This is a genomic window from Paraflavitalea devenefica (genome assembly GCF_011759375.1).
Taxonomy (GTDB): Bacteria; Bacteroidota; Bacteroidia; order Chitinophagales; family Chitinophagaceae; genus Paraflavitalea; species Paraflavitalea devenefica.
Window position 1 is genome coordinate 590,429 of the sequence record NZ_JAARML010000005.1, and the last position, 14,051, is coordinate 604,479.

At 48.9% G+C, this 14,051-nt stretch carries 12 protein-coding genes; 8 read left to right on the top strand and 4 right to left on the bottom strand.

What is annotated here, in order from left to right:
- The first annotated feature begins 183 nt into the window (after positions 1–183).
- From HB364_RS27100 to HB364_RS27110, 3 genes are read left to right on the top strand one after another with little or no spacing between them, the layout of a single operon-like run.
- Positions 184–1,431 carry a transglutaminase-like domain-containing protein gene (locus tag HB364_RS27100; RefSeq protein ID WP_208420112.1) on the top strand — a complete coding sequence of 416 codons (1,248 nt, stop codon included), beginning with the start codon at positions 184–186 and terminating at the stop codon, positions 1,429–1,431.
- Position 1,432: 1 nt separating this feature from the next.
- Complete coding sequence (locus tag HB364_RS27105; RefSeq protein WP_167291553.1) at positions 1,433–3,151, top strand: sensor histidine kinase; 1,719 nt, start codon at positions 1,433–1,435, stop codon at positions 3,149–3,151.
- Positions 3,148–3,897: a LytR/AlgR family response regulator transcription factor gene (locus tag HB364_RS27110; RefSeq protein WP_167291554.1), complete on the top strand. Its 750-nt coding sequence runs from the start codon at positions 3,148–3,150 to the stop codon at positions 3,895–3,897. The genes HB364_RS27105 and HB364_RS27110 overlap by 4 nt, the downstream gene beginning before the upstream one ends.
- 3 nt (positions 3,898–3,900) lie before the next feature.
- On the opposite strand, the gene HB364_RS27115 is transcribed toward HB364_RS27110, so the two are convergent.
- Positions 3,901–4,452, bottom strand: coding sequence for a DUF1599 domain-containing protein (locus tag HB364_RS27115; RefSeq protein WP_167291555.1), 552 nt, complete (start codon positions 4,450–4,452; stop codon positions 3,901–3,903).
- A gap of 64 nt (positions 4,453–4,516) precedes the next feature.
- Between HB364_RS27115 and folP the strand changes: the two genes are divergently transcribed.
- Entirely contained in the window at positions 4,517–5,344 is an 828-nt protein-coding gene (folP, locus tag HB364_RS27120; protein ID WP_167291556.1) for a dihydropteroate synthase, read from the top strand.
- 134 nt (positions 5,345–5,478) lie between these two features.
- The gene (locus tag HB364_RS27125; protein WP_167291557.1) at positions 5,479–6,684 is read left to right on the top strand and encodes a tail fiber domain-containing protein; all 1,206 of its coding nucleotides are present in this window, start codon (positions 5,479–5,481) and stop codon (positions 6,682–6,684) included.
- Between the two features lie 177 nt (positions 6,685–6,861).
- Here HB364_RS27125 and HB364_RS27130 read toward each other — a convergent pair whose 3' ends face one another.
- On the bottom strand, positions 6,862–7,320 hold the full coding sequence (locus HB364_RS27130; RefSeq protein WP_167291558.1) for a RidA family protein: 459 nt from the start codon (positions 7,318–7,320) through the stop codon (positions 6,862–6,864).
- A gap of 127 nt (positions 7,321–7,447) precedes the next feature.
- Here HB364_RS27130 and HB364_RS27135 point away from each other — a divergent pair, with 127 nt between their 5' ends.
- Together HB364_RS27135 and HB364_RS27140 are read left to right on the top strand one after the other, a co-directional pair.
- Positions 7,448–7,957 (top strand): hypothetical protein, encoded by a 510-nt coding sequence (locus HB364_RS27135; RefSeq protein WP_167291559.1) that lies wholly within the window; start codon positions 7,448–7,450, stop codon positions 7,955–7,957.
- A gap of 96 nt (positions 7,958–8,053) precedes the next feature.
- A complete protein-coding gene (locus tag HB364_RS27140) occupies positions 8,054–9,565 on the top strand; it encodes a S41 family peptidase (RefSeq protein ID WP_167291560.1) in 1,512 nt (503 codons plus the stop codon).
- Here the strand turns inward: HB364_RS27140 and HB364_RS27145 are convergent.
- Positions 9,549–10,664, bottom strand: coding sequence for a TlpA disulfide reductase family protein (locus tag HB364_RS27145; protein WP_167291561.1), 1,116 nt, complete (start codon positions 10,662–10,664; stop codon positions 9,549–9,551). The two genes, HB364_RS27140 and HB364_RS27145, sit on opposite strands and share 17 nt — an antisense overlap.
- Before the next feature lie 134 nt (positions 10,665–10,798).
- Complete coding sequence (locus HB364_RS27150) at positions 10,799–13,192, bottom strand: ABC transporter permease (RefSeq protein WP_167291562.1); 2,394 nt, start codon at positions 13,190–13,192, stop codon at positions 10,799–10,801.
- 219 nt (positions 13,193–13,411) lie between these two features.
- On the opposite strand from HB364_RS27150, the gene HB364_RS27155 reads away from it, so the two are divergent.
- The gene (locus tag HB364_RS27155; RefSeq protein ID WP_167291563.1) at positions 13,412–14,008 is read left to right on the top strand and encodes a GDSL-type esterase/lipase family protein; all 597 of its coding nucleotides are present in this window, start codon (positions 13,412–13,414) and stop codon (positions 14,006–14,008) included.
- Positions 14,009–14,051: the final 43 nt, after the last annotated feature.

Consider the following 14,051-nt stretch of genomic DNA (forward strand, 5'->3'; position numbering starts at 1 on the left):
ACGAGGCATTGAGGTATTGAGGCAACGAGACCTAACCCGTCTGTTCACCAGGCAATTCCTGGCATATAGGCCGGGATTCTCAATGACGGGCCGGTTATTCACAATGGCCTGGAAAAGTACCGGCCGGCGAAGGAGATTTGCTACCGGTTCAAAACAATATTTCAAACCTAAGCATCCCATGTTATGTTACATTACAGAATTATCATTATTATAACCGCTTTACTATGGGAGCCATTATTATCCATGGCTCAACAAGACGAGGCCGGCAGTTTTAGCATCTTTGCTGCGCAGCAGGAAAAGGTATTTGTCAGCTTATATGAAAAACGAGATGTAAAAAGCTATACCAGCTTGCTGGATACCTGGCTGCACCGGTATAACGAGTTGCCTGATACTGCCAGGAAGCAGTATACCCGGTACCTGGCCAATGCTCATTATAATCTTTCCTGTACTTATGCCTTGCTGCACCGCACGGAACCGGCTCTTGATCACCTGGCGCAATCCATCAGGGCCGGCTATGGCAATTATTCACATATTATGCAGGACGCCGACCTGGCAAGCATTCGCGGGATACCCCGGTTTAAAACGCTGGTGCAGCCATTGCGGGCAACGAGTGACTATCTCTATATCTTGCAGCGGGGAAAAGGCTATAACGGGCAGGACAACCGGCCTTTGCCGGCCTTTACGTATCAGGCCGCCAATGACTCCAACCTGGTGGCCTTGCGCAAGGGATTTAAGCTTGATTCCATTGCCGGGCAAGGCAATGATGCATCCAAAGTGCTGAATGTGCTGCACTGGGTGCATGAGCTGATCCCGCATGATGGCAACCATGAGAACCCTGCGGTGAAAAATGCCCTGAATATGATCTCCGTTTGCCGGAAAGAAGGCCGGGGCTTAAATTGCAGGGGGCTGGCCACTGTGCTGAATGAGTGTTACCTCGCCATGGGTTTTGCATCGCGGCTGGTAACCTGCCTGCCCAAGGACAGCCTGGGCACAGACTCCGACTGCCATGTGATCAATATGGTGTATGTGCCCTCGCTTAAAAAGTGGATATGGGCCGATCCTACACAGGATGCGTATGTGATGAATGAAAAAGGTGAGTTGCTGGGCATACAGGAAGTAAGGGAAAGGCTTATTCGTAATCAGCCGCTGATCCTGAACCCTACGGCCAACTGGAACCACCAGTCATCAACCACCAAAGAATATTACCTGTACAACTATATGGCTAAAAACCTGTATATACTGCAATGCCCGGTGAACAGTGCTTACAATATGGAAACACCGGAAGCCGGCAAAACCATTCAATACATACAATTGAACCCGCTGGACTACTTTAAACAAAAGCCGGATGTAACCACCAGCACCCGGAAGAGCGGTACTACTTATCAATATTATAACACCAACAACCCCGCCGCCTTCTGGCAGCTCCCCTAATATGAAAAAGTTATTCCTTGTACGCTGTTTCCTCCTGGTCTGTTGCGGGCCGGCCGCAGTAGCGCAGATCAACTGGAAAGATACCAGCCAGCCCTTTACGGATATAGAATGGAATAATTATTCCACCACTTACCTGGGTGAAGGCAGTGACCGCATCCCGCTGATCGTTACTGCTATTCCCTATAACGGTATGTACGATCATGGTGATGGCGATGCCCCGAATACGCCTATGGACATGAGTTTTTCCGGCTCGGCTTTTCGATTCCGCTCCCAACTGTCCAACAGGACGATGCAATTGTACACGTATGATTCCGGGGTGGTGTACTTCCTGACGCCCGGCATCTTCAGGGAGTCGGCTGCGCATTATGAGTTCAGGGTATTACAGGATGACACCCTCATTATTAAGCCCTGGGGCCCTGTGACCCAGTTTACCGACAGCAGCTTTGCGTTAAATGAGTTCCGCCGTAACATGGGTTTCCTGGGTGGTTACAGCACCACCTGGGGGCATTACCTGGCAGCAGAATTGCGCCTGCAGTTCGATACCTCCGAGGTATTTGCGAGGTCTGTTGTTTACTGGCGACCGACCAAACCCGTATTGCAGGGCCTCTTCACTACCCGTGAATTGACACAACAGTTGCTGAGCGTCTCCAATGATTACCGGGTGGACGAAGCTGCTACTAACCCGGCACGGTGGAAGCAATATTCACCTGCTGACCTGGATAGCCTTACCGGACTTCCCCGGCATTGGATCGTAGCCCCCAATCCCGATGCACTGGCTTTCCAGGTAAGCGCCCGGGTGTACCGGAAAGGGGCCCTTGAATACCGGTTGCTGCGCAATGGCAAACTGGTAACCGACTGGACCGGCAATAAAGCCAACAACAGCTATATATGGATAGACAGCCCCGGTCCCGGCGATTATGTATTGGAAATGCGTTACCGCCAGCAGCGGCACAACGTAACGACCTATCCCTTTACGGTAGAACCGGCCTGGTACCAGACCTGGGCCTTCTGGATCATACTCGGTGTGTTGAAATTGGCCTTTGTCGGCTTCCTGATCGTATTGGTCAAACTGTGGCGGCAACGGAAAAAAACGGCGGCAGAGCAGGCCAAGAAGGAACGTTTTGAACAGGGGCTGAAATCGGTGTATGCACAGCTTAATCCCCACTTCACCTTCAATGCCCTTTCCTCTATACAGGGACTGATCAATAACAATGATATCCGGGGCGCCAACCGCTACCTGGCCGACTTTGCCAGCCTGGTGCGGCATTCCCTGGCCGATAGTGAACAGCCGTCCATTCCCCTGCAGCGTGAACTGCAAACCCTGGAAACGTATCTTACACTGGAAAAGCTGCGGTTTAACTTTACTTATGAAATCCATTGTGCAGACGAGGTACCGGTGGCCGAAACAGCCATCCCTTCCCTCCTGCTGCAACCCCTGGCAGAGAATGCCGTGAAGCATGGCGTAGGTACTTTACAGGAAAAAGGACTGATCCGGATAGCCATTACCAGGCAGGGAGGTGACATGGTGGTGCGCATCAGCGACAATGGACCTGGATTTGGTGCCACCCAAAAGCAGCCAGGTTATGGCCTGAAGTTAACCAGGGACCGGATACGGCTGCTCAATGATATGTCGGCAACAACACCCATCGTCCTGAACATCATCAGCACGCCCGGTAATGGCGCTACGATTGAATTATTATTTAAAAACTGGCTGGCATGAACCCGCTGAAAGCGATATTGGTAGATGATGAAAAGAATAATCTCATCAACCTGGAGCAACTGTTAAAGACTTACTGTCCGGATGTGGAGGTCGTGGCCGCGGCCATCAATGCCGCCGAAGGCAAAAGCGCCATCCTGCAACATCGGCCGGAACTGCTTTTCCTCGATATACAAATGCCGGGTAAGAATGGCTTTGAACTGTTGCAGGAACTGAACCAGTATGACTTTGAGGTGATCTTTGTAACGGCGCATGATCAGTATGCCATTCAGGCGGTGCGGTTTGCCGCGGTGGATTACCTGCTGAAGCCCGTCAACATTGATGAGCTGCAGGCGGCGGTATTGCGGGCATCGGCCCGGAGCCGGGAGAAAAGAAAGAACCTGCAACTGGAAAACCTGATCCAGCTATTACAGGAGCAGAAAGAAGACCACCGGATAGCGCTGACCACGATGAAAGAAACGCGCTTCATCCGCACTACAGAGATCATACGGTGCGAATCGTCTAACAATTATACTATCTTCTTCCTGGCAGGCGGTGAAAAACTCACCGCCTCCAGGCCTATTTTTGAATTTGAGGAACTATTAAAAAGTTATGGGTTCATACGCTGCCACCAGTCGCACCTGGTGAACCGGAAATACGTGAAAAGCTGGCTGAAAGAAGATGGTGGTTTTCTCTTGTTGGAGAATGGACACCAGGTACCGGTTTCAAAGAATAAGAAGGAAGTGGTAGCGTGGGCGTTGAATCAGTGATTATTACCCTTTGTGCTTTCCCTCTCCGATCAATATGAGTGCAAATACGGAGTAGTTAATAATATCCACATAATTGGCGTCGATGCCTTCGCTGATCAGCGTTTTGCCTTCATTGGCCAATATCTGGCGTATGCGCATGAGCTTCATCAGGATCAGGTCGGCAAAGCTTTCCTGACTCATGTCGCGCCAGGCTTCTCCATAATCATGGTTTTTATCCAGCATGGTGGCCTTTGTAAAGTCGATCTTTTCAGTGTATAGCCGCTCTACTTCAGCTACCGGCAGGTCTTCCATGGCACTGGTGGCCAATTCCAGTTGTATTAACCCGATGACGCCATAGTTCACCATGCCCTTGAACTCGCCGGCGATATCATCCCCTACCCGTTGTGTGCCTTTTTCCTGTATGGTACGGATACGCTGGGCCTTGATAAAGATCTGGTCTACGATAGAGATGGGACGCAGTACCCGCCAGGCGGTGCCGTAGTCTTTCGTCTTCTTGATAAAAATATCCCGGCACGATTGAATAGCTGCGTCGTATTGTTGATTGGTAGTACTCATTATGCTGACTTCTATATGCTTTCTCTTTACCTTTAAGCCGCCAAAAATAACGAACAAAGGTTAAATGTATACACTCAATTGTAAAGGCAGGCTGCTGGCTGTGGATAAACCACTGGTAATGGGCATTATGAATACCACGCCCGACTCCTTTTATGCAGGCAGCCGGTACGCCGAAGCGGATGTACTGAAGCAGGCAGAACGGATGATTAACGACGGGGCCGCCATACTGGACATTGGCGGACAAAGCACCCGGCCCGGCAGTGAAAGGATTTCTATAGAAGAAGAACTGAAGCGGGTAACCGGGTCTATCCGGGCCATCCACCAGCGGTTTCCGGAAATCATTCTCTCTATTGATACTTTTCAGTCCCGCGTGGCGGCAGAAGCAGTGGCGGCCGGCGCCTCTATTGTCAATGATGTGAGTGCGGGCAGTATTGATGACGCGATGATCCCTACTGTGGCCAGCCTGCAGGTGCCCTACGTACTGATGCACCTAAAGGGTACGCTGGAAACACTCAAGCAGGAGGCTATGTACGAAAACCTGGTTCGTGAGGTGCTGGACTTCTTTATTCAGCAAGTATCGTTATGCCGGAAGGCGGGTATAAAAGATATTATCCTGGACCCCGGTTTTGGTTTCGGGAAGAACACACCCCAAAACCTCATGTTATTGAAAAACCTGTCTGTTCTCGATATGCTGGCGTGCCCCATCCTCGTGGGCCTCTCCCGCAAGACTACCATCTGGAAAACACTGGGCATTACGCCCGATGAAGCCCTCAATGGCACCACGGTGTTAAACACCATCAGTCTCCTGAATGGCGCGCATATCCTGCGGGTGCATGATGTTAAGGAAGCCATGGAAACCATAAAACTGTGGCAGGCTTACCGGCAAGCATAAGTTGTTTTTTACGCTACATATATTTTGACCTGCTTTAATAACCTGGCTGAATACTAACAAATCATACCAATTACTCAATGCGGCGATGATGAACCATTGCCTGTAAGTAGTTTGCTGCCGCAAAAAAGTAAAGCATGAAAAAGAAAAATGTACTCATTCTGATATTAGCAGGCTGTATAGCTTTTTGTCCGGGAGCTTTCGCTCAAAATGTAGGCATTGGCACTACCACGCCTGCGTATAAGCTGGATGTAAAAGGGCATATCAACATCAGCCAGGATTCTTTTTACAGGATCAATAAAGTGCCTGTATTATCCATCAGAGGATCTTATAACATTTTTGTGGGCCCTTATGCCGGGGCTAGTACCCCGCCCTATCCCATCGTAGACAATAACGGCAGTGGTTCCTGGAATACCGCGATGGGGTATGAGGCCGGTTATAACAATTTTAGCGGCGACGCCAATACCTACATTGGCTTTAAAAGTGGCAGGACAGCATCTTCCGCCAGCCACAATGCTTTTTTGGGATACGGTACCGGTTTAAACAATTCAGGTTCCGACAATACATTTCTAGGTGCGTTCAGTGGTTCTGATAATACAGGAGGTTATAACAATGTTTTTGTAGGCACGTCGGCAGGAACAAACAACAAAACCGGCGCTAACAATGTGTTTGTAGGAGACGAAGCCGGCTATGATAACACCGAAGGACATTACAATACCTTTGTGGGCGCCCAGGCCGGCAGTAACAATATAACCGGTGATTACAATACTTTCCTTGGTTACAATGCCCGGCCTTCCTCTCTCCTACCCAATCTTACCAATGCCATGGCCATTGGTTACAATACGCAGGTATTTGGCAGCAATCATGTGCGCATCGGCAATACCAACGTAACGTCTATTGGTGGTTATGCGGGCTGGAGTGACCTGTCTGACGGCCGGTTCAAAGTGAATGTACAGGAAGCTGTACAAGGGTTGGCCTTCATTAAGCGGTTACGGCCGGTTACGTACAACCTTGACCTGGCCAAGCTGGACCGCCACCTGCAGGTGGAGGCTGACAGTATTTCCAACACACCGGCTTTCCGGAGCGCCCGTGCCGCCAAAGAGCAAGAGTTACACAGCGGCTTTATTGCGCAGGAAGTGGAACAGGCAGCCAAGGCGCTGGGCTTTCACTTCAGTGGTGTGGACCTCCCGCAAAATGATAAGGACACTTATAAGCTGCGCTATGCTGAGTTTACCGTACCCCTGGTAAAAGCCGTACAGGAACTGGCGGCGGAGAATGAAGCACTGAAAAAAGAACTGGCCGAACTGAAGAAGCTGGTGCAAAAACTGGTTACTTCCGATTGAGCCAGGCTTCGGGCACCGGCACAATGCAAATGTTCATGGACCTGCCATCGGCCGACAACATAGCAGATTGTATTTGTATGCGGGCGCCATCCGGGTACCATCTCCCTCGCTGTTTCGTGTACCGCGATGGCCGAGGGCATTGTTAACTATCCTGTGATGTCCTGAGAACAATTTTTATTACCGCACTGTAAAAGTAGTGGTAAGTGTTATGGGCGCATTCATCGGCAGGCTATGCGCCCCTGATAAAGAACGGGCATGACGTCCCGCCTCTCCTAATGTATCCAGGAACAGGCCTGAGGCGCCATCCAATACCCGGGCAAAGTCGTTCCAGCCTTCTGTGGTGAGCATTTTTGCTTCTATGAAATTTAGTCCAACGATGTTATCAAAACCTACGTGCTTATGTATCTGGGCCAACACATTCAATGCACAATACCTGGCAGCCAGAACACCCTCTTCCGTCGTAAGTTCCGCGCCCAGCCGGCCCCGGTAAGCCAGTTTGCCGTTGTGCAAAGGGAACTGCACCGCCACATAGGCCATATTACCTATCACTCTAACCGGTTCATACAAGCCACCGGGCTTCGGCGGCTCTGCCGGAAGCGACAAACCCAGGGCGGTCAACTTAGCGATTATATCCATTCGATTAACATTTGATATATGAAGATAGTTAATCAGTTCTGTTTAACTGCAGTATCCATTCCGGAAGGTAGTAACGTTCTACTCTTTTTTGCGACGCAACATGAAATCCCTACATTGAGGTATCGTTATGATCACAAAAGAAACACTGGAAACCCGTTTAAGGGAAGCCACCGACACCTTGCTGAACATGGCCAGGGAATCGTCCTGGAATGCTATTTCCAACCATTGCCGATATATTCTTTCTGCAATAAAGTTTGAACAGTTCAACAATGTTTTTGCAGAAAGGAAAATCAGGATCGCCGAAAACAATAAAAAGGAGCCTGTATCACTGGCAGACATCATGCCTGCACTCCTGGACATGTATTCCAATTTATATGATATCAACCTGTATATACACCTCGCTAAAAAGAAGCTTACCATTATTGACATCCGGTACTTCCCCAAATCATTACAGGAGGAAGATTACAGGAAAACCATTGCAAACAATCCTCCCATGTTACACTGCAAAGTAGCTATACCACCTTATGCTCATGAACTTAATCTTCCTAAGCCTCAACAACGATTTGATATTAACTGGGAGCACAATCCCTGGCACCATCAATGGAAGATGTTCTGGTGGCGATCAAAGACACAGTAAAAAACTCCCCCGCCCCCTGCAACAATACACCACCGCGCCCGTCTTTCCGGATGTATCTTTGATCAACAGCGTTCGTTAACCACCAAAACACCCACCATGCAACGCCGTTTGAAGACCTTGCTTTTTATAGCTATCAGTATAGGCGCCGGTATACTCCACGCACCGGCACAAACGCCTGGCACAACAGGCAAGCACCTAACCGAAAACCCTGCCCCCCTACCCGGTAGCCTGACCACGGATCAAATGCAGGCCGACTTTGACACGTTACGGAAAGCATTGGAAGAAGTTCATGGCGGATTGTATCGTTTTTCCACGAAGCCGGCCATCAACCACCTGTTTGACAGTTGCCGCGCACGGCTTAACAGTATCCATAGTCAGCGGGCGTTCATGATCCTGCTGTTTGAAATGCTGGCCCAACTACGTGATGGTCATATGCGGCTCGAAGCGGATGCCGCTACCACTGCTGCGCTGGCCCAGGCCCGGCTATTTCCGCTCCGCCTGATGCTGGAAGGCGACCGGCTGATGGTGCTGTATAATGATACGCCCGGCGATTCCACTATTCGTCCCGGTATGGAACTGCTCACGGTTAACGGACATAGGGCTGCCCACATCATCCACACCATACTGCCCGGCATATCCGGCGACGGGTTTATTGAAACCTTTAAGCGCAAACGGCTGGAGCGTAGCTTCGCCCCATTTTACTGGCTGTATGTAGATCAAGCCACGGCGTTTAGCATTACAGCAAAAGACAATACCGGCAACACGATCACCACAACATTGCCGGGTATTTTGAATGCAGCCAGAGAACAGAACAGGGCCGGCAACCCGGTTAATACGCCCATCATTACCAACCTGGCCCGGCTGGATAGCGCCAAGGACAATGTATCGCTCCGTTTTATCAATAACACTGATCTCGCCTGCCTGCGCATCCGCACGTTCGGCGGAGATGCTTTCATATCGACCCTTGACCTGGTATTCCAAACCCTGCACGACAAGAAAACGAAAGCACTGATCCTCGACCTGCGGGGCAATGGCGGCGGCGTAGATGAATACGGCGCGGCCCTTGTTTCACAATTGACCAACAAGCCATTCCGTTACTTCGACCGTATCCACCTGACCAGTATCCTTCCCTCGTTTACTAGCTGGAAACCGGGTACGGTGGAGAATTTACGCAATGGTGTGGTGACTGACCCGAAGGGCGGCTACCTGGTAACACCCCAACTGCATACAGGTGTAGGCGGACAAAATCCTGCCGCGCGCCCCTTTACCGGTAAACTGTTTGTTTTGCTGGATGGCGGCACCTTTTCCACCGCTGCCGATGTAACTGCGTTGCTGCGGCATTTAACGAATGCCACTTTTATTGGCGAGGAAAGTGGTGGTGCGGCAGAAGGCAACACGTCGGGCCTTAATGCACTCGTTAAACTGCCCCATTCAAAACTGAGCCTCAAAATACATTTATACGAATACTGGAATGCCATTCCGCCTGGTAAGAAAGGTCGGGGCACCCTGCCCGATCATGCTGTGGAGACCCACGTGGCAGATTGGCTGCAGGGTATTGACGCGCCCATGAAGCGGGCCTTGTTATTGGCCACTACTTCGAAGTTTTGAATACCTGCTGCAACACTTCTTGTATACCTTCTACTTTGTGGGTTTTGGCGAGGACGGTCCCATCGGGTGATACGAGTATATAGGTTGGGAAATGGTAGATGCCCTTTTCGTGCAGGAACCCGCCTAAGGTACCTTGCAGATCGGATAATTGGTTCCAGCGGGTACCGTCTTCCACGATAGCCTGTTTCCAATCCTTTGCTTTTGTATCGGCGGAGATGCCAATGATCTTAAATCCCTGTTTGCTATAGGTTGCTGCCAGCTTTTGCAGGGCAGGCACCGCTTTGCGGCATGACGCTCCCCAACTTGCCCAACAATCAATCATTATATAATCCTTTCCCTGCAGGGCCGCAAAAGCATGTGCTTTACCGGCAGTATCGGGCAAGGTGAAGCCGGTCAGCTTGTCGCCTGTTTTTAACAGGTCGTCATAAGGCTTTGTCATTAACAGGAAAGACAGTTCTTCCGTTAAGAGGTTGTCTCTTTTGGCCTCTTCGGTGATGGAGTGGTACAGTTCCAGCAACAGGGGAAAAGGACTATCTTCCATGAATACGACCATGACGGCCAGGGCATAGGCGGAATTGTTGTGGGCCCTTATCCAGTTGGCAAACTGTTCCTGGCGTTGCTGATTCAGTTTTAACTTTTCAGCCTTCCCTTTCCTGATGAGCGCGGTATCTTTTTCGTTTGCCAGTTGCGTGTTGAGCCGTGCCTCCTCGTTGACAAAAGCGTGTAAGGATTGATAGAAATCATGCTGGTCATCGGCGATGGCTGAGCCGGAAAAGCTGATACGGGTAAACCGGCTGGCTATCTGCATGTGTACGGGGTCGCCGGGCTGCAGGAAGACGGGATAACCATAGCGGTTGGCGTCAATAAAGAATTCAATGATGTAAAGTTCCCGCTCGCTGACAGGTACATTAAATTCGAAGGTGGAGTCCCGGACGATCAAAGAATCAATATATCCTTCTTCGCTTGTTTGCATCAGGCGTACCCTGGCCCCCTTGTGCAGATCGGGGAAGATGCCGGAAAGCCGGGTATCTGTTTGTGCAAAGCCTGTAAGTGTAGTGAGTAGTAATGCTGTTAGGTGCAGGCGTATAAGTGTCGTCATCATGTAGGTATTCAGGTCAGTGTTAAAGAAATCTGCCTGAAAGTATAAAAGTAACCCGTTGCGCAGTAGTACTGTGCTGTTAAAGTATGCCCAATTCTATTACTCCAATTTATTGGAGAAGTCGGGATAGGGATTTACTCCGATCGCAAACTTTTCACGGGCTTCATCAAAGCCGCTTTCACACTTTGGTAACCAACTGTAGATAGCGCCACCGCCAGTATTATCCCAACGGCCGATACAAACACCCATGGTCCAATCGTAATATGGTATTCAAAATCCTGCAGCCAGGCATTCATCATCCACCAGGCGAATGGAGCCGCCAGCAGAAATGCGAAGAAGATAAGAACGATAAATTCCTTCCCAAATATCCAGAGAATCTCCGCTACACTACTGCCTAATACTTTGCGGATACCGATCTCTTTTGTTTTTTGTGCTACCATAAAAGCAACCAGTCCGTACAGCCCCAGGCACCCGATAAAGATGGCAATAAAAGAAAATATACGGATGAGTTTGAGCATGGTAGCTTCCGTTTCATAGAATCCGGCGATCTGTTCATCCAGGAACTGATATTCATAGATCCTATCCGGGTGCATACTGCTCCAGGCCCTGTCGAGCTCAGCTAAAATGGCCGTAATATTTTCCAGGTTCACTTTTAGCGCATAGCTATAGTACCGACCGGCATCAGTAGTAAGCGCAAGTGCATTGATGTCTTCATGAAAGGAACGGTCATGAAAATCCCTGAGCACCCCCACTACGATAGCACTGTTATTTCCGCCGTTGAATTCTATCTTTCTTCCAATGGCGTCTTGTGGTGATTTAAGTCCGAGCTTACGAACCATGGCTTCGTTGATTAAAAACTCACGGGTCGTATCCGACGGAAAAACATTCCTGCCCGCCACCAGTTTCAGATCAAACGTTGAGAGGTATTGAGCGTCGGCTGATTTCATATTTACCCTGAATGCTTCATATTCAGTACGTGTGTCAAAGCGAATGGAATTGAACCAATTGGATTCAGAAGCAGGCGCCCCTGAGCACAATGACACTTCCCCGACACCGGGTATATTGGCCAACTTGTTCCTTAAGGTGGTCATTTTAACAGCAGTGGAATCAGAAACAACAGGCAGTATTACAACCGCCTCTTTATTAAAACCCAGATCGCTCTGTTTGGCGTATTGCATTTGCTGCGTGATCACGATCATACCCATGATCAATATCAGTGAAATAGTGAATTGGGCAACGATCAGCGTCCGGCGAATTTTAAAGCCGCCGATATGTTGGATGGATAGTTTTCCCTTTAATGCCATGATTGGCCGGAATCCGGATAGCACAAGTCCGGGGTACGAACCTGCCAGAAAAGTGACCAGTGCGCCCAATACCGGAATAAACACCCATAACTGCCAATCGCCCAGCAAATTGATAGACATGCTGGTATGGAACCATTCATTTACCAATGGCAATAATGGGTAACTTAAACCAATAGCCACCATGGTTGCCGTGATGGTTATAAGGGCCGTTTCTGCAATAAATTGCCAGAAGAGAGACCAGCGCCTGCTACCCAGCACTTTTTTGATGCCTATTTCTTTCGAACGTCTTAAGGCCTGTGCAGTTGCCAGGTTGATGAAGTTAACACAAGCCGTTATAATGAGGAACAGCCCGATAAAAGACAGTATCCAGATATTCCTTTTTTCCATGGCGCCACCATAGCGGCCATCAAAATGCATTTCGGAAAGCGGCTGCAGTTTGTAGTGGTGAACATTTTTACTGGTGGGGCGGTATTTTTTTACATAAGCAGGCAATACCTTTTCCACCTGTAGTGGTGATATGCCGGGACGCAGTCGCACAAAACATTGAATTTGGGTTGAAATACCACCCCAGGCGTTATCACTGGCAAACCAATTGTTGTAGGAAGTAAGCGTTGGCCACGATATGTATATTTCTGACCGCAGGTCTGTATTGACCGGCAGATCCTTCAGGACGCCGGTTATTTTGATATCCGTTGTATTTGAAAGCCTGAAGACCTTATTCAGCGGGTCTTCGTTACCAAAATATTTTCGTGCTATATTTTCGGTTATAACAGCCGTATTGGGCTCAGCAAGCGCCGTTTTAATATCGCCTCTCCCCAAAGGCAAGTTGAAGATGTCGAAGAATGGTGTTTCTGCAAAGGCCGGTCCTGTAGGTTCTTTGAATTTTTTGATGCTTTCTCCGGACTGTATGCTGATCAGCTCATTCTCAAATGTTGCAATACGGGCCACCTGTTCGCCAAAACTGTAATCATCACGAAAAGCTTTGCCAAAAGAAGGAGGAACGCTTGCTGCATAGCTTACCTCGTCGCGGTGTTGTTCCGTTACAAACCGGTAAATGCGGCTGGAATCTTTATGAAAATTGTCAAAGCTAAGATGGTATTGGGCCAGCGAAAAGATCAGGATACCACAGGTAATGCTTAAGGCAAGCCCCATGACGTTTAAAAAGCTATACGTTTTGTTCCGGACTAGATTACGCCAGGCGATCCTGAAATAGGTTTTGATCATGTTATGGGGATTAGTAATGAAATATGGTAGCTAAGAAAGTGCCAGTAAGTGAAATGTATGATTTACAACGGTTTTGAGCGATATGACCTGTACTATTGTTCGCTTTCGTACAGGGTCCGTACGGTTTTGATACAGCCATTTTCACCGGCGAAGAAGAATAAATTTATACGGTAGAAAACCATATAGTATTATATTAGTTGCTTCAAATGATATAATACTATGATATGGTACGAGGATGAGGTGAAGCGTGTAGAGCAGGAGAAAAGCAAGCTGGCATACGAACCGAAGACGATCTTTTATGGCAGTTCTTCCATCCGGTTATGGAATGATCTATATGAAGACTTTAAGGACTTTTATCCCATTAATCTTGGCTTTGGCGGCTCTACACTGGCGGCCTGTGTATGGTTTTTTGAACGGATATTGACAGGCTATCAACCGGAACGGATCGTGTTTTATGCCGGCGATAATGACCTGGGTGATGGCAGGAACCCGGAAGAGATATTTATTTTTTTTCAGCAACTGGCTGTACAGGTAAATAACAGGTTTCCCACTACTTCCTTTTATTTCATTTCTGTGAAACCGAGCCCCGCCCGCTGGCATATGATTGACAAAATACGCTATACCAATGCCCTGGTAAAAGGCGTCATTGACAAGCAGGGAGCGCCTTTTCATTATGTAAGCATTGTAGAAGGTATGCTGGGCAAGGCGGGTTTGCCGGTGAAAGACCTGTTCCTGGAGGACGGGCTGCACCTGAGTGATAAAGGCTATGTTGTGTGGAAGGAGCTATTGCTGGAATACCTGGCACAAAATCCTTAAGGATTGCATAATATATTATTCCGGATATTAAGCTTATATTATG